The organism is Methanobrevibacter oralis, from assembly GCF_001639275.1.
Lineage (GTDB): Archaea > Methanobacteriota > Methanobacteria > Methanobacteriales > Methanobacteriaceae > Methanocatella > Methanocatella oralis.
Window position 1 is genome coordinate 1 of sequence record NZ_LWMU01000064.1, and the last position, 17,960, is coordinate 17,960.

Here is a 17,960-nt window from a genome sequence, read left to right on the forward strand (position 1 = left end):
TAAAACATTCTTCATTAGTCTAGATTCATTAAAACGTAGAAATTTCAAAAACGAAGAACTAAAAGAAATGGCAAGATTAAAAACAGTAATATAAAAAGTAATGAATTGTAAAAGTAAAACTAAAAAATGGAAAAACATAAAATACTATTTTACCAATATCCCAAAAGAAATAGCAACACCATGAAGAATTAAAACAACTATACGGCGATAGATGGACAATAGAAACATAATTACGACAGATTAAAAAACAATATTAAAAATCGAAAAAATTCACAGGAAAAAAGAAAATAATAATAGAACAAGGACTTCTATAGCCACACATACCTATTCAACATACTAATAGGACTCAAACACGACGCAGAAGAACAAATAACAAGAAAACCAAAAGAAACAACAAAATACAAATACATATACAAAACCAACATCAACACATTGATTGGAAACATAAAAGAGGAATTGCCCAGACTACTAACAGACAACCAAGAAGAAATACAAATAATAGTTAAAGAAATAATTGACATGGCCAAAAAAGATTTGGTTTACACAAAAATTAAACCACCAACAAACAAAAAAAGAGATAAAAAGAATTTTTATCATAAAAAATGCAAATCAAACATACAAGATAGTTTTTAAAAAAATTAAAAAACCATTAGCTTGACAGCAATGGGTTATCTTGTTAATATTGTTAGAAATACTATAAATAATGTTGATGAATTACCTGAACTAGATTTTGGAAACAATATTTTAGATGGTATAAAAGCATTTATCTTAATTTTTATCTATTATATAATTCCATTTATTATTACTTTATTAGTAGCCACTTTAACTGGAGGTTTATTTGCAGGTATTGAAATTCTTTCAGTAGCTTTTGGTGCTATTGAGAATAATGTTGCTGATTTACAAACTTATCTTTTTAATACTATTCCTCAATCTACTTTTGAAACGCTTTTTATTTCAATTGTTATTACATTAATTGTTGGAATTATACTATTTATTGTATTTTCTATTTTTTCATCAATTGCTTTTGCTAGATTTTCTAAATATGAAAGTTTATCTGAAGGATTGAACTTTGGAGAGGTATTTAATGATATTAAAACTATTGGTACAGGTAAAGTTATAAGTTGGCTTATTCTTTTAATTATTGTTATTATAGTTATAGGACTTATTGTTGGAATTCTTAATTTAGTTCCATATATAGGAATAGTTTTAGGATTTTTATTAGGTCAAAGTTTACTTGAAATTATATTTTATAGATCTTTAGGTTTATTATATAGAGAAGCATAAATCTCTCTTTTCTTTTTTTTATTTTCATAATTTTTTTTGTTTTAATTGTTACAATTCCTTAATTAGTGCTTTTGAAAATGATACAATAAACCAAACTAATAATAAACTTAAGGCTGATTATTATTGATAATTAATCTCAAGCTGGAGGAGGTGCATCAGTAGATAATCTATTTAATGAGTTAAATGACAACACGATTCATTTAAATTCTAAGCTAGCTATAACTGCTTTTAATTCAACATTTTTCTTAGACAGTTTAATTTGTAATAAAAATGATGCTAAATATAATTGTGGAGCTATATCAATTATTTGGTAGTTTAATCCAATATGCTTTGACTTTTTAATCTGTATTTCCTGTTATAGCTCTTTTTTAAGTGGTATTTGGTCAAATGCTCCTATTTTCATTTATGCATTTTCTTATTTTTTCTGAATCATATGCTTTGTTTGTTACTAGATAATGGAGGTTTATACATTTGCTTTGTCTTATTTGATGATGTGAAAGTTGGTATCTATCTTGTTATTTTTTTCAGTGAATGTGTGTATAAAAATTTTTCATCAACATCAAGACCAAAAAATCCAAAAGACTTAGATGTCTTGAATTCAAATATATTCTCCATTTTATTATAAATATTTTGTTATCTTTTTATTTTAGCTTTACTAAGTATATTTTCAAGTGTAATAAGAATTTAATCTGGATTTCGATTAAAATTAAAATTCAAGCAATATAAAATTTTTTTACATCAAAGTGTAATTTCAAATAAAAAAATCCTCTTTAAAATAAGTTATTATTAAAATAAGAAACTATATGTACTTATATGATTAAAATGGTAAAAAAATTCGATGTTAACCCAAATTTTATTATGGTTTCTACAAAGTTTTAAATCTAATAAAAAAAGGCTTTGCAACTTTGAGCTTAAATAATTTAAAAGTTTTTAAATATTTAATTTATACTAGCTATAAGGATTCTAAAATCAAAAACACTATTAAAATTAAAAAATAGGTTTTAAATCCTATTTTTTTCATTATTACTTTTTTCAATAATTTAAAATTTTCATTGAATTATATACACATTTTTTTAATATTTAATATATATATAATTTAGACTTTTCTATGTATTGTAAAATAAAATAGAAATATGTATATATGTTAATGAATAGATTATGTAATATCAACTTATTAATTTAAATAAGTTTGATAATATAATATTATGATTTATTATTGTTTGATTTTTTTTTACATTTGGGCCTAATAAATAAGACTTATTTAAAGAGATAAGTTGAATAAAATTAGGTGATATTATGGCAACTTTTAAAGGTTTTGCAATGAAAAAACTAAATGAAACTGGTTGGGTTGAAAAAGAAGTTCCTGAATGTGGACCATTAGACGCTATCATTAAACCTACTTGTGTATCTCCATGTACTTCAGATATACATACTGTATGGGAGGGAGCAATTGGTGATCGTAAAGACATGGTTTTAGGTCATGAAGCTGTAGGTGAAGTTGTAGAGGTTGGTAATTTAGTACAAAACTTTAAACCAGGTGATAAAGTAATTATACCTGCTATAACCCCAGATTGGGATGATGAAGCTGCACAGAGAGGTTTCCCATCACAAACCATGGAACCATTAGGTGGATGGAAATTTTCAAACTTTAAAGATGGTGTTTTTGGTGAAAGATTCCATGTAAATTTAGCGGATGCAAACTTAGCACATATGCCAGATGGATTGTCTGATGAAGGAGCATGCATGTTAGTAGATATGTGGTCTACTGGTATGATGGGTTCTGAAAATGCAGATATACCATTAGGTGGAAGTGTTCTTGTTATAGGAATTGGAGCTGTAGGACTTTCAGCTATTGCAGGAGCAAAGCTCTTAGGTGCTGGAAGATTATTGGCAGCAGGAACAAGACCGATTTCTGTAAAAGTAGCAAAAGAATATGGTGCAACTGACATAATTAACTATAAGGAAGGACCAATTGATGAACAAGTAAGAGAACTAACTGATGGTGCAGGAGTAGATTCTGTTATCATTGCAGGAGGTAATCTTGAAAACACATGGAAAGAAGCAATTTCAAGTGCAAAAGCTGGAGGAACTGTTTCTAATGTAAACTATTTAAGTGGAGCAGACAATGTCTTAATCCCTCGTGTAGAATGGGGATGTGGTATGTCTAACATAAATATTAAAAATGGACTATGTCCAGGTGGCCGTGTAAGAATGGAAAGACTTGCAGACCTTGCTCTATTTGGTAGACAAGATCCAGAACTTTTAGTTACTCATAAATTCGAAGGTTTAGATAAAATTGAAGATGCTCTTTACTTAATGAAAGAAAAACCAAAAGATTTAATCAAACCTGTCGTAATGTTAGATTTAGACTAAATTAGTTCTGAAAAGGTAAATATCTAAATTATTTACCTTATTTCTTTTTTTATAAAAAAAGGTGATAATATGAAAGTAAGTATTATCGGAGGAACTGGTTCACAAGGATTGGGGATTGGTAAACGTTTAGCTATTGAAGGTGTAGATATTATAATAGGATCTCGTAAGGAGGAAAAAGCATTAACTATAGTTGAAGAAACTATTGAAGAATTAAAAGATTATAATATTTCAATGTGTGGAATGACTAATGAAGATGCAGCATGTGAAGGAGATGTGTTGATTATAACTGTACCTTTAGTTGCACAAAAACCAACAGTTGAGGGAATCAAAGAATTTTGCACTAGTAAAATCGTGATGGATGCAACAGTACCTCTTGAAACAGCAATTGGTGGAAAACCATTTAGGTTTGTAGATTTGATGGAAGGATCTGCTGCTGAGAGAACTGCATCAATTCTAGAAGGAACTGGAGCTAAAGTCATATGTGCATTTTGTAATATTAGTAATTCTCATTTATCAAACATTCCAGAAGATATAGAATGTGATTGTTTAATTTCAGGAGATGATAGTGAATCAAAACAAATAGCAAGCGAAATAATAGATAAAATTCCAGGTATAAAAACTATAGACTGTGGAATTCTTGAAAAAGCACGAATAATTGAAAAAATAACTCCTCTTTTAATAGGATTAAATATTAAATATAAATCTCATTATGGAGGACTTAGAATAACAGGTATAAATTTCTAGGAGGGTATTAAAATGATTATTGTTCAGGCTAAGGCTATTCCTAAGAATAGAGAAAGTCAAAATAAGATAATTGAATTTGCCCAAGATTTAATAAAAAAATCAAAGGAGGAATCTGGTAATATTGATTATAATTTATTAATCAATACAGATGATGATACATTATTATTTGTTGAACAATGGGATTCTATTGAGATTCTTAACAGCCACTTAAAAACAGAACACTTTTTAAATTTTGGTGAAAACATCGCTGATTTGGTTGTGAGTGATTTAGAGATTAATATATTTGATGCAAATCCACTATCTTTATAAAAAACATATATTTATTAAGGAGGACATTATTGCTCCTATTCTATTTTTTTAAAATTATATATGTTATTAAATTTATAAAAATTAATAGTTACATTTAATTTAAATTGGAGGATTTTTTGTGGAGTTAAATAAAATTTTAATACTATTATTATTTTTATTTATGATTATTCCAGTATGTTCTGCAAATGATAATATAACTACATTAAGCGATAATACTTCTCATATTATTTCACCAGAACAAATTGAAGAAAATCCAACACTTAATTTAAATGATAGTGTCTATGAATTAAATTTTACTTATTTAAAAATCAATGATTCTCATGTAATATGTGGTAAATCTCAAAACACCACTATTGTTAATTCTAAGAATTCTATTTTTGATATAGATAACACTACCATGGTTTTTAAAAACTTATCTTTAAACAATATTACTTTTCTAATTAATAATGGAAAAATGCATTTTCAAAATATTTCTTTAAATAATTGCAATTTTAGGCTTTCTAATGACTGTGAAATTGTTTTTAATAATGTAAACATTATTTATTCTAATTTATTTAAAAATAATGTTGTAGAATTGAGATTTAACTATTCAAATAATCTATATGCAAATATTACAAACAATGAATTATTATTTGATAAAATCAGGCTATTTAAAGGATATATTGAAACTTCATTTAAAGGAAATGTTAAGATTAATAATTCTAATTTAATTAATACATCAATTGTAAATAAAGGAAATTTAATTTTAGATAATATTTCTTTTTCAAATTCTATTATTGAGAATAATGCAATTTTAAATGCAAGTAACTGTATTTTTACTAATAAAAAACATTCTAATATAGCTGTTATTAAAAATGATAATCATCACTCAAAATCTAATATAATTAATTGTACTTTTATAAACAATACTGCAAATTTTGGAGGAGCTATTTTTTTAAGTAATTTTGCAATTGTAAATATTATAAACTCATCATTTATTTCAAATAATGTATATAAGTATGGTGGGGTAGTTTATATGGAAAATAAAGCTAAATTAAAGGTTATAAATTCTATATTTAAAAATAATTCAGCTATTAGATATGGTGGAGCTATTGCGTGTGAAAATAGTGAAATAGAAATTATAAACTCAACATTTTTAAATGATTCTTCATGCAATGACTCAGGTGGTGCAGTTTATCTTATAAATTCTAAATTAAATGCAAATAAAGTAAATATTAATAATTGTTTTTCATATTTTGGAGGTGCGATCTGTTCTCTAAATTCAACTACTTTGTTAAACAATATTCAATGTTATAATAATCGTGCTAATTATGATGGTGGAGCAATTTATCATTTATATGGGTTATTTTCATTAGTTGATTCTAATTTTAATAATAATTCTGCTTTAAATGGTGGAGCATTATTTATAGACAATTCATCATCTCTTAGTTTGAATAATTTAAAATTCATAAATAACAAAGCATTAAAATTTGCTGGTGCAATTTATTCGTTATTAAATCCAATTAATAATACTAATAACTTATTTTACTCTAACAACAATGCTTTTAAACAAAACCAATGAAGGTGGACGTCATGATATGGCAATAGCGTATCTTGTAAGTTTATTAGGTCCTGTATATGAATATCAAAATTTATTTGATGTTAAAAGTGTATTATCACCAGTTTTAAACCCATTGTTTCATATTCAGAATATTGTTTTTTTAAAGCGTGATAATTTTACAGATAATAATGCTATTAAAGAAGCTATTTTAAAATATGGTGCTGTTGCTACAAAGATGTATTATTCTACTTCTTATTTAAAAGATGATTTAAATTATTATTATAATGGCATAATTGGATGTAATCATGCAGTATGTATTGTTGGCTGGGATGATAATTACTCTAAAAATAATTTCAAAAAAACACCTCAAGGTAATGGTGCATGGATAGTAAAAAATAGTTGGGGTAATTCATCAGGCCATGGTGGATATTTCTATGTTTCCTATTATGATACTAAATTTGCCCAAATTGGTAAAAATGATGCTTCATATACTTTTATTTTAAATGACACAGTCAAACATGATAAAATTTATCAATATGACATAGTTGGTAAAACAGATTACTTATTCACTAATAAAAATAGTATTTATTACAAAAACATTTTTAAATCAACAGATAATGAATTTATAAGTGCAGTTTCAGATCACACTTATAATTCACAAGTAGCATGTATTAAAGTATTTACAATATTAAATGAGGTTAATACAACATTAAACTTAAGTATTTCGCTAGATGATAATAAATTAGACTTAACAGCTAATATTTATAATGAATATGGATATCCACTTCAAGCAGGTAATGTAATATTTTATTTAGATAATTTAAAATACACTGTTCCCGTTAAAAATGGTAAAGTTAGTCTTAATCACGTATTCATGACTAAAGGTGAAAGATTAATCTCAGCTGAATATGTTAATTCAGGTTATAAGTCTTTAAAAAAAGAAAAATCAATAAATGTGGAAAATATTAAGTTTATTCCAACTAATTTAAATGGATCTAATTTAACAGTTTATTATAAAAGTGGTGTTTTAACTTTAATTTTAGAAGATTATTATTTAAATCCAATATCAGATGCTTTAATTTCAATTAATAATAAAAAAATAAAAACAAATGCTAATGGTATAGCTAAGCTTAACTTAGATTTAAATGTAGGTTTACACATATTAACTGCTTATTTTAATGGTAAAGACGATTATTTAGCTTCAAATACGAGTTTAACAATAAAAGTGCTGTCAACTATTAAAGCTAATGATTTCTCAAGAGGGTATAATAGTGCTTATGATTATAAAGCAACATTTTTAGATTCAAAAGGAAGAATTCTAGCTAATAAAAAAATAATATTTATGATAAATAATAAAAAACACAATCTTAAAACTAATTCAAAAGGTATTGCAACTTTAAAAGTAAAATTAGCTACTGGTACTTATTTAATTACATTAATTAACCCTCAAACAACTGAAAAAGTATCTAAAACACTTAAAATTATTCCAATATTAAAAGAAAATAAAAATGTTGTTAATTATTTTGGTGCTACAACAAAGTATAAACTAAGAGTTTATGGAGATAATGGAAAAGCTGTTGGTTCAGGAGTAAGTATTACATTTAAAGTTAATTCAAAAAGCTACACAATTAAAACAAATAAATATGGCTATGCAATACTTAAAATAAAACTCAATATTGGGAAATACACTATTAAAACTACTTATAAATCTTTTAAAGTAGCTAATAAAATAACTGTAAAACCTGTTTTAATTACTAAAGATATAAAGGTTAAAAAAGCTAAAAAAATTAAGTTCACAGCAAAATTAGTTAATATAAAAGGTAAAACTTTATATAAAAGGACCATAACTTTTAAATTTAAAGAAAAAACATATAAAGTTAAAACTAATTCTAAAGGAATAGCAAAAATAAGTCTTAAGAATTTAAAAGTAGGAAAATATAAAATTTATTCTATTTATACTAAATCCAAAATCAAAAACACAATTACAGTAATAAATTAATCTTATTAAATTGTCTTGTTTGTTTTTAAATGGTGGTTTAATTTATATGATATAAATTGTATAAAATATATTACTACGAAAATTTTAGGTTTTGGAGGATAAATTTTTGATTAAAGCTAGTAAATTCTTTTTAATTATATTTTTAATATTGCTTTTTATTCCACTAAGTTTTGCTGCTGATAACACAACAGACACTAACATTGGAAGTGTCAGTGGTGAAATATTAAGTAGTGATTATTACTTTAATGCTTCTAGTGATGATGATGGAAATGGAACTATTGATAATCCATATAACACTATTGCTGAAAATAAACTTAAACAAGACTCTGTTAATTATTTGGCAAATGGAGAATATGATTTAAATTTTCCACTATTCAATATTGATAATTCTATTTTTATACTTGGGGAAGATGTAACTAATACAATATTAAAATCTAATCATACACGAATCATTATTAATAAAGGCGAAGTATTAACCCTTCAAAACTTAACTTTATTAAATATTTCAATATTTAATAATGGGGGATATTTAAATATTACAAACTGTATCTTTAAAAATTCATTATCACTAGGGCCTGAAAATGGGATAATTAAAGCTAATTTATTATCAAATAATAATTTGATTAATTCTTCTTTTATAGGGAGTTATACTAAGAATTCTAGGGCAATTTACCTTTTTAATTCCACATTAAATGCTAATAACATTTGTGTTTATAATTTTTCTTCTGTATTTGGAGGTGGAGTTTGTTCTGTTTTATCAAATGTTACTTTTAATAATTTCACTGCAAAAAACAATAATGCAAGCTATCAAGGAGGAGTAATTTATCATTTATATGGTAAGTTTTCAATTGTTAATGGGTCTTTTACTAGTAACTCAGCTATTTATGGCGGAGCATTATTTATTGATAATTCATCGTCATTAACTTTAAATAATATAAAATTTAAGAATAATTATGCACTGAAATATGCAGGAGCACTTTACTCATTGCTTAATCTAAATAAAACAGTCAATAATTTAACATTTTTCAACAACACGGCTTTAAAATATATGGATTTATATGATACAAACATTCCTAATTCAGTTATAGGAAATGGAAATTATACTCTTGTTAATTATAATTCTACTTTCAATGGAACAATACCTAGTTTTTATGATTTGCGCTTAGAAGGATTAGTTTCTTCTGTTAAAGCTCAGGGGGTTGGTGGTAATTGTTGGGCATTTGCAGCATTAGGTGCTTTAGAATCATGTCTTTTAAAAGCAACAGGAAAAGAATATGATTTATCAGAAGAAAACATGAAAAATTTAATGAGTTTATATTCTGATTATGGATGGAATAGGGAAACTAATAAAGGCGGCTTTGATGATATGGCTATTAGCTATTTAGTTAATTGGTTAGGTCCTATTCATGAAGTTGATGAAGTATATAATCAAAATAGTATTTTATCTCAAGTATTTAATAGTATATTTCATATTCAAAATATTATTTTTTTAAAACGTGATAACTTTACGGACAATAATGCTATTAAAGAAGCTATTTTAAAATATGGTGCTGTTGCAACTCAAATGCATCGTAATGAATCTTATCAAAAAGGTAATAATCATTATTATAATGGGAATATGGGATGTAATCATGCGGTATGTATTGTTGGATGGGATGACTCATATTCTAAAAATAAGTTTAGAATTAAACCACCAGGTGATGGTGCTTGGATTGTTAAAAACAGTTGGGGATCTGATTGGTGTGGAAATGGATATTTCTATGTTTCATATTATGATACAAAATTTGCTCCGGTTGGTCGAAGTGATGGGTCATATACATTTATTTTAAATGATAATATAAAATATGATAAAAATTACCAATATGACATAGTAGGCAAAACAGATTACTTATTAAGTAATAGAACAAGTGTTTGGTATAAAAATATTTTTAATTCAACTGATAATGAGTTTTTAAGGGCAGTTTCAACATATTTTGAAAAAAAATGCAATTGGGAATTATCTATTTATGTAAACAACACATTAAAACTAATTAAAAACGGTTCATCTGCTGCAGGTTATTATACAATTGATTTAGGTACATATATTTCACTTAATCCAGGGGATATTTTTGAAGTTATCTTCAAAATTACTTGTAGTGATGTTAGTTTTCCAATTTCTGAAAAAGTAAGTTCTAATAAAGTTTTTTACTCACCGGGCATTTCTTACTTTAGTTGGGATGGTGAAAATTGGACAGATTTATATGATTTTAATTATAGTTATCCTGGACATACTTATAAATCACAAGTAGCTTGCATTAAAGCATTTACCCTATTTAATAAGACTTCTCCTATTTCAGTTAATTATAATGAAAGTATAGATTATGGTGATGCTTTAGAAATTAAAATAAAACTAGTTAATGGCTCAACTGGAAATTTAACTATTATACTTGATGGTAAAATTTATAATTTAACAATTAATAATGCTTCAGCTAATATTTCAATTGCTAATTTAAGTGCTGGCTTTTATGAATTTAAAATATTTTATCCAGGAGATAATAATCATAATCCTGCTTTTATCACTAATAATTTAAAGGTTAATAAGATTAAATCAGTGATTTTAGCCAATAATACAACATTATATTATAATGGTAATTTCACAGCTAAATTAATTAGTAGTGGAAAAGCATTGGTTAATGAAGATGTTATAATTGTCATTAATGGAAATAATTATAATCTTAAAAGTGATGTTAATGGATTGATTTATACAAATTTAACATTGCCTGCAGGTAATTATCAAATAAGCATTATTTATAATGGAAATACTAATTATTTATCATCTAATGCTAATTTTATAATAACCTCATTATCTAGTATTGAATCTAATAATTTAAAAAGAGGATATAATAGTGATTATGACTTTAAAGCTAAATTTTTAGATAAAAGTGGACAGGCGTTAATTAATACGAATGTTAATTTTACAGTTAATAATAAAAAATACATTGTTAAAAGCGATGGTTTTGGTGTAATTTACTTAAAACTAAAGTTAAATGTCGGTAAATATTTAATATCATTTACTAATCCTGAAACTTTAGAAAACAACACTAATGCTGTTAAAATAATAAAAAGATTATCTGCAAATAAGGATATTAATGCATACTTTACTGCTAAAACATATTATAAAGTTAGAGTATATGGAGATGATGGAAAAGTAGTTGGTGCAGGTGAAATTGTAACATTTAAAATCAATGGAAAAAGCTACTTTATAAAAACCGATAGCAAAGGTTATGCATTTTTAAAAGTCAATCTTAATCCTAAAAAATATAAGATCGCAGCTACTTATAAGGGATTTAAAGTCTTAAACAATGTTGTTATTAAATCATTGTTAATTACTAAAAACTTATCAAAAAAGAAAGCAAAAACAATTAAATTCACGGCTAAGTTAGTTAACAATCAAGGTAAAATTCTTAAAAACAAAAAAATCACCTTTAAATTTAAAGGTAAAACCTATAAAATCAAAACTAATAAAAAAGGTGTAGCTACATTAAAATTAAAAAATCTAAAAGTTGGCAAATACGATATATATTCTATTTATGGCAAGTCTAAGGTTAAAAATACAATAATAATAAAAAAATAATAAATATTATTTATTATTGGATATTAAGGTACGTGCTGCTTTTAAATCAGTATTATAAATATGTCCTGATGTGGAATGATAGTGAATTCCACCAAAGTTTAATTTTTTACCAAGTAATTCTTTATTAACTTCTTCTTTCATTTTAAGACCAATATAAGCTATAAAGAACATGTTTGAATAGAATGCTCCGAAAATATCATTACTTCTAAATAAACAGTGGATTGTTAATTCATTATTCCTTACAAGGCATTGTAGGAATTGTAAACATGGAATATCTTCTCTATCTGCATCTAACTTCGGGTCATAGGTAATAGCTACTGCTCTATTTGATCCTGTTGCATTTAATATTCGCTCTTTCATCACATCAAATTGGTCAATATTAAAGTGAGCTAATACACGATTGGGGTAGGTGTATACAAATCCTTGATCTGATGAGTTTTCAAATGATTTAACATATTCATATAATGCATCACTTTTAATAGGGCAACCATCAATATCAAATTTTCCAGATTTAATATCGTTTAACATCATAGCAGTTGTGTAATTTTCATACTTAGCTTTGAATTTTAAATCAAGAGGATCATCAATAATGTAAAAATTACCTAAACTTTCTACTAAATGATGATTGCTATCTTTATAAGTTTCTTTTCCTTGTTTTAAGATTTTATTTACAAAATCAATATAACATTTAGTAATACTTAACATGGTAAAACAATCCCTTTAAAATTGTTAATAACTTTGTACTTTATACTTTAAATATGTTAAAATAGTAATGGATAATTATGACAGAAGAACAATTAAATCAACTTATTAATTTAAATAAAAAAATCATAAAACAAAACAATAAAATAATATCTCAAAATAATAAAATTATTTCCATTATAAATAAAGAAGAGAAAAATAATAGCCAAACTGATGACTTTAATGGATTTATGTCAATAATTGAATCTTTAAAACAAGATGAAAACAAGGTTGGTGAAGTTTATTTTGGATGTGGTTGTGATATTTATAAATTAAAAGATAATGGTGAAGATACTGTTGTTGAAAATATTGTTGGCAATAATAATACTAATAAAACTACTTTAGCTCGCCTAATAGCTAGTGAAAGTTTAAAATCTGGTAGGGCACTCATGCCGAATACTATTGTTTTAGGTCATGTTAATGAAGATAATTCCATTGAAAAGATTGAAAATATTCCTGAGGTTTTAAAATCATGTTATGAAAATGGTATGAAAAATGTGTTGCTTCCATTTTCATCTGCTGCTGATTTATTATATGCTCCTCAGGAATTATTAACCACTTTAAATTTGCTTTTTTATAAAACTCATAGGGAGGCAATTGAAATAGCACTAAATTTCTAATCACTTACATCATAATCATCAAGTATAAAATAATTGAATTGAGGATATTTTATTTTAATTTCATTTAAAATCTTTTCTTTTACATCATCACGATTTGCATCAAAATCAACAATCATATCGAAACTAACTAATTGTTTTTCCTCATCTACATAAAACCCATGAACTTGTAAAACTTCTTCATATTTTTTTGTTATATCAAGAATATTATTATAAATTTCACTAAACTTAGCATTTTTAGCATAAATTCCGATAGTTAAAATAATAGAAAATTCCCTATAAACCTTAAACCTAATCTCACGAGTTAATTTATGAATATCTCTAGAAGTTAAATCATCAGACACCTCAATATGAATAGAACCTTGCATATCTTCAGGTCCATAACTATGTAAACTTAAATCATAAGCACCATAAACTTCATCAAATTCTTCAACAGAATCCTTAATCTTTTTAGACAAATCAGAATCAATCCTAAGGCCAATCATATTATCTAATGTTTCTTTTAACATATTTAAACTAGCCTTAATAATAACTAAAGAAATAACCACTCCTAAAATTCCTTCAAGACTAATATTATAAAGTAGGGAAATAATAGCGGCAACTAAAGTAGATAAAGATAAAACACCATCGAAAAAAGCATCACTACCAGAAGCAACAAGAGCCTGTGAGTTAATATTCTCACCAACACCTTTAACATACCTACCTAAAACAAATTTAACAAAAACCGCAACAGCAATAATAAAAAGAGAAACAGTAGTATAATGAGTCACATCTGGAGTAAATATTTTAGGCCATGATTCTTGAAAAGCAGTAATACCTGCCCAAAGAACAATAGCAGCTATAATAACAGAAGAAAAATACTCAATCCTACCATATCCATAAGGATGATTTTTATCAGGAGCTTTTCCAGATAATTTAGCACCAATAATAGTTATTATAGATGATACTGCATCAGTAAGATTGTTAACTGCATCTAAAGTAATAGCTATTGAATTAGTTAGAATTCCAACAACAGCTTTAAATGCAACTAAAATTAAATTAACTACAATTCCGATTATGCTTGTTTTAATTATTTTACTCTGCCTAGTCATAGTTTAAGTTATATTTTGATATTATATTAATTCTTTTTATTAATGAAAATAATTATTCATATTAAATTAAATTTTGCTTTTTTAAAAACAATAGATTTAAATGTTTAATTTTATATAGATTTAAATGAATTTTGGTGTTTTTTATGTCAGATAATATGAGAGTGCATTTAAAAAATTTAGGGCCAATTAATGAAGCCAATATTAATATTAATAAAGTTACTATTGTTGGTGGACATAATGCTACTGGTAAATCAACATTAAGTAAATTTTTATACTCTTTTTTAAGATCTAATTCATATAACCGTGAAAAAATTGCATATAAAGATATTGTAAATTTAATTAGGGAAGAATCACGATATATTGCAAGTTTTTTAAGAAGAAATAATTATGAAAATTATCGAAATTTTAATAGGGGCTATTTTATAATTAGAAATAATGAAGATTTTAATGCAATCTTAGATGATTATGAAAATATAAAAAATGATTTTTATAATTTAGACATTACTAATAATGATAAAAAAGAAGTTTTAGAAAAATTTAACCAAATTGATAATTTAATTGATATTGTTAATCAAAATGATGATTCACTTTATATTTCATTAATGAGAAGCTTATTAGAATCAGAATTCTCAACAACCAATTTTAATAGTTTAATTGAAATAATTGGTATAAATAATTCATTTAAATTCATAATTGATTTTAAAAATCATGACTTTACTTCAGATGATGCATTTATTTGCAAAGGTGGAATCATATTAAATGATGTTTATTATATTGATTCAATTTCAATTTTAGATATGTTTGATAATATTAGATTTTCAAGCAAAAAACCTATTGATCATATTGATTTTTTGAAAAAAAATTTAATTAATAATTCAAATGATACTTTAAATGTTTTTGATGATAAAATAAACAAAAACATAATAGATTTAGAAAAAGAAATTAAGTCTATTATCAATGGTAATTTTATATATGAAAATAGAGAATTTTCATTTTCTTGTGAAAATGGTATTTCTTCTTTAATGCATAATACAGCATCAGGAATTAAACAAATTGGAATTATTCAATTACTATTATCTAATCGTAAATTAAAAGAAAATTGTTTTTTAATAATTGATGAACCAGAAGTAAACTTACATCCAGATTGGCAATTTAAATTAGCAAATATATTAATGCTTTTAGTTAAAAAATTAAATGTTTCTATTTATATTAATACTCATAGTCCATTATTTATTGAAGCGATTAATGCTTTTAGTGAGTATTATGACTTAGATGATGAAACGAATTATTATTTAACTGAAAAGTCCGATGGAAATGAGTTGTTTAATTTAAATGAAGTAAAATCAAGTGAATTATCAAAAATTTATGATAACTTAGGTAAACCATATTTTGCAATTGATCAAGTTAGACTTGAAAAGGAATTGGAATAGGTGATTTAATTGAGTCAATTAACTAATGAGGAGTTTATTGATTTTATTGAAAGCTTTAAAGATGAATTTTACATACCAATTACTGAAATATCAAAATCTATGGGGGATAGAAATGAATCATTAGTAGTAAATGATTTTCAAATGTATTCATTAGATGATATTTGCAAAAAATCTTTGAAATTTAAAAATAATCTTCCAAAAACTACAGATGCTATTTTTTATAGGATTGATAATGAAAATAAGATGATTTTTTATATTATTGAGTTTAAATTTTATAATTTGGAAAGAGAATCAACATATAATGTTTTAGATGTTATTTATGAAAAATTAGAAAAGAAAAATCAGCAAACTTTTGAGTATTCTAATAAAAAAATCATATCTGATGGTCTACTTAATAAATTTGAATTAATTAAAAATAATTTTGTTGACAGTGTTGAAGTAAGTTTAAGACTTAAACCAATTGAAACGATTATGGTAGCATTACCTATTCTTTATGAAGAATACTGTGAAAAGAATAATATCACTCCAAAAAATTTAGAAGAATATTTAAAAAATATTGATGTTAAATTCTACATATTTTTAAATAGATATGATAAAAATATTAGTGCTGATAGATTCTTTGGTCATTCAGTTGAAAATAAATTAAAACACCAATTTGAAAGATTAAAAATGGTTAATATAATTAATGACTACTTTATTAGAACACGTAGTGAATTTGACGTATTTATAAAACAGTTTTAAAGTATTTGGTGGTTTTAGATTTTAAATAAATTTATTTATGTGTCTGTTTTTTTTTATAAGATGGTGTGTTGTGGTTTTTGAGTATGTTGAATTATGCTATAGTTGGTGGTTAATGATTCAGAATATGTTGATTCATGATAATATACTGTTTGACGATTTAATTTTATTCCATTTTCGAGTTTTATAAGTTCTGCCTTTTTTTAATAGGGTAAATATGCAATTGATTCAATTCTGTTGATTTTTCACATATTAATCTTGGTATAATTTGAAAATTTCTTTTATGAAATTCTCTAAGCTTGGGTAATGTGTTTTTCCACAATTTGGACAATATATATTGTTTTTTACGTATATTTTTCTATTTATTTGGTTTGGCTACTCTAGAACCATTACTATTCATTAAAATACCACAATTTGGACAAACTGTTCTTTCATACTCATAATAAACAATTTCTGTATAATAATCATCATAATATTCATGGAAAAAATCTAAATCATCTGGGGACTGATTAAATCACAAACATTCAATTGATCACAATCAAAAAATATAAAGATTTATTTGGAAAATCAACTATGTTATTACTTATAAAGGGTTTTAATGAATTCATGTATAGTAATATGCCATTTACACTATTTATATTCTCCTACATAATCTATAAAAAATGATTAATGCTTTAATTTAATATAACTTGATGTTTTTAATAATATTTAAAATTAACTACTAAAAATTATCAAATACAGATATAACTAAATTTAAAAAACAATTAGAAGTATCCAATAAAATAAGCTAAATTCAACAAAAATTAAAGGAAAAAAAATAAAAAATATTAAAAACATAAGAAAAAAATCCTTAGGTTTATAGGTGTGGTTCCTTTTTAAGGCACTGTCAATTTGTTAGCTCTTTGTCATATTTTTTTAGTTTTTTTCTTTTTCTTTGATTTTTTTTGGTGTTTTATGTTGTGTTTGTGAAAAGATTTAAATATTAGTTGTTGTTTTCTTGTTGTGATGGGTTTTAATACTAGTTTTTTGCGTTTTTTATTTCTTTTTAAATCTTTCTAATTTTTGATTAACTTGTTGATTTTTTTCTTAAATTATTTTTACCATATTTTTGTAATTATATTCTTAATTTGAGCAATAATAAGTTTTATATAGGTTGGAAGACAAATATTTATACATGAATACCAAAAACAAATGCCTTCCATATCTTATTTTGGATGGCAACCAATATATATTTAACTATTCGAATGTTGATCTTGTTAGAAAAAATGATGATGAAAGAGTGCAATGTAGTTTTGGTGATGAATACTGTTCAATTTTTTTTTGTATATCGATGGTATTCTATGATGAAGATTGTGTTATTAACAAAGATGGGGTTATTGAGTATCATGATCCTCATTGTAAGCATTGTTTTTCTCATGATGTTATTAAAAAATCTTATAATCGGCGTAAAATTTATTTAGAAAATGGAGTTAGTGTTATTA

General features: G+C 24.8%; 13 protein-coding genes. 11 read left to right on the forward strand and 2 right to left on the reverse strand.

From position 1 onward, the window contains the following. The first annotated feature begins 663 nt into the window (after window positions 1–663). From MBORA_RS05325 to MBORA_RS05355, 7 genes are all read left to right on the forward strand, one after another. Complete coding sequence (locus tag MBORA_RS05325) at window positions 664–1,284, forward strand: DUF4013 domain-containing protein (RefSeq protein WP_052331785.1); 621 nt, start codon at window positions 664–666, stop codon at window positions 1,282–1,284. Between the two features lie 1,296 nt (window positions 1,285–2,580). Next, a complete protein-coding gene (locus tag MBORA_RS05330; protein ID WP_042692569.1) occupies window positions 2,581–3,657 on the forward strand; it encodes an NAD(P)-dependent alcohol dehydrogenase in 1,077 nt (358 codons plus the stop codon). Window positions 3,658–3,726: 69 nt separating this feature from the next. Continuing rightward, window positions 3,727–4,401, forward strand: a complete 675-nt coding sequence (gene npdG / locus MBORA_RS05335) for an NADPH-dependent F420 reductase (protein ID WP_042692566.1) — start codon at window positions 3,727–3,729, stop codon at window positions 4,399–4,401. Window positions 4,402–4,413: 12 nt separating this feature from the next. Further along, the gene (locus tag MBORA_RS05340; RefSeq protein ID WP_042692563.1) at window positions 4,414–4,710 is read left to right on the forward strand and encodes a putative quinol monooxygenase; all 297 of its coding nucleotides are present in this window, start codon (window positions 4,414–4,416) and stop codon (window positions 4,708–4,710) included. Between the two features lie 118 nt (window positions 4,711–4,828). Beyond that, on the forward strand, window positions 4,829–6,271 hold the full coding sequence (locus MBORA_RS05345; RefSeq protein WP_042692561.1) for a hypothetical protein: 1,443 nt from the start codon (window positions 4,829–4,831) through the stop codon (window positions 6,269–6,271). Between the two features lie 16 nt (window positions 6,272–6,287). Then, the gene (locus MBORA_RS05350) at window positions 6,288–8,249 is read left to right on the forward strand and encodes a C1 family peptidase (RefSeq protein WP_063720343.1); all 1,962 of its coding nucleotides are present in this window, start codon (window positions 6,288–6,290) and stop codon (window positions 8,247–8,249) included. A gap of 106 nt (window positions 8,250–8,355) precedes the next feature. Continuing rightward, on the forward strand, window positions 8,356–11,862 hold the full coding sequence (locus MBORA_RS05355) for a C1 family peptidase (RefSeq protein WP_052331784.1): 3,507 nt from the start codon (window positions 8,356–8,358) through the stop codon (window positions 11,860–11,862). Window positions 11,863–11,868: 6 nt separating this feature from the next. Here MBORA_RS05355 and MBORA_RS05360 read toward each other — a convergent pair whose 3' ends face one another. Then, window positions 11,869–12,567 carry a thymidylate synthase gene (locus MBORA_RS05360; RefSeq protein ID WP_042692554.1) on the reverse strand — a complete coding sequence of 233 codons (699 nt, stop codon included), beginning with the start codon at window positions 12,565–12,567 and terminating at the stop codon, window positions 11,869–11,871. Between the two features lie 77 nt (window positions 12,568–12,644). Between MBORA_RS05360 and MBORA_RS05365 the strand changes: the two genes are divergently transcribed. After that, window positions 12,645–13,223, forward strand: coding sequence for a hypothetical protein (locus MBORA_RS05365; RefSeq protein ID WP_042692551.1), 579 nt, complete (start codon window positions 12,645–12,647; stop codon window positions 13,221–13,223). Here MBORA_RS05365 and MBORA_RS05370 read toward each other — a convergent pair. Continuing rightward, window positions 13,220–14,311: a cation diffusion facilitator family transporter gene (locus tag MBORA_RS05370; RefSeq protein WP_042692548.1), complete on the reverse strand. Its 1,092-nt coding sequence runs from the start codon at window positions 14,309–14,311 to the stop codon at window positions 13,220–13,222. The genes MBORA_RS05365 and MBORA_RS05370 overlap by 4 nt on opposite strands. Before the next feature lie 143 nt (window positions 14,312–14,454). Here MBORA_RS05370 and MBORA_RS05375 point away from each other — a divergent pair, with 143 nt between their 5' ends. The 3 genes from MBORA_RS05375 to MBORA_RS05385 all read left to right on the forward strand — a co-directional run. Next, window positions 14,455–15,741 carry an AAA family ATPase gene (locus MBORA_RS05375; RefSeq protein WP_063720344.1) on the forward strand — a complete coding sequence of 429 codons (1,287 nt, stop codon included), beginning with the start codon at window positions 14,455–14,457 and terminating at the stop codon, window positions 15,739–15,741. Window positions 15,742–15,750: 9 nt separating this feature from the next. After that, window positions 15,751–16,482, forward strand: a complete 732-nt coding sequence (locus MBORA_RS05380; protein ID WP_042692541.1) for a hypothetical protein — start codon at window positions 15,751–15,753, stop codon at window positions 16,480–16,482. Between the two features lie 1,171 nt (window positions 16,483–17,653). Then, window positions 17,654–17,960: hypothetical protein (locus MBORA_RS05385; protein ID WP_156482697.1), on the forward strand; the 307-nt coding region annotated here is incomplete at its 3' end.

Bases quoted from the DNA above. Each gene is read 5' to 3' on its own strand.
- MBORA_RS05325 (WP_052331785.1), top strand. From the start codon at position 664: ATGGGTTATCTTGTTAATATTGTTAGAAATACTATAAATAATGTTGAT.
- MBORA_RS05330 (WP_042692569.1), top strand. From the start codon at position 2,581: ATGGCAACTTTTAAAGGTTTTGCAATGAAAAAACTAAATGAAACTGGT.
- npdG (WP_042692566.1), top strand. From the start codon at position 3,727: ATGAAAGTAAGTATTATCGGAGGAACTGGTTCACAAGGATTGGGGATT.
- MBORA_RS05340 (WP_042692563.1), top strand. From the start codon at position 4,414: ATGATTATTGTTCAGGCTAAGGCTATTCCTAAGAATAGAGAAAGTCAA.
- MBORA_RS05350 (WP_063720343.1), top strand. From the start codon at position 6,288: ATGGCAATAGCGTATCTTGTAAGTTTATTAGGTCCTGTATATGAATAT.
- MBORA_RS05360 (WP_042692554.1), bottom strand. From the start codon at position 12,567: ATGTTAAGTATTACTAAATGTTATATTGATTTTGTAAATAAAATCTTA.
- MBORA_RS05365 (WP_042692551.1), top strand. From the start codon at position 12,645: ATGACAGAAGAACAATTAAATCAACTTATTAATTTAAATAAAAAAATC.
- MBORA_RS05370 (WP_042692548.1), bottom strand. From the start codon at position 14,311: ATGACTAGGCAGAGTAAAATAATTAAAACAAGCATAATCGGAATTGTA.
- MBORA_RS05375 (WP_063720344.1), top strand. From the start codon at position 14,455: ATGTCAGATAATATGAGAGTGCATTTAAAAAATTTAGGGCCAATTAAT.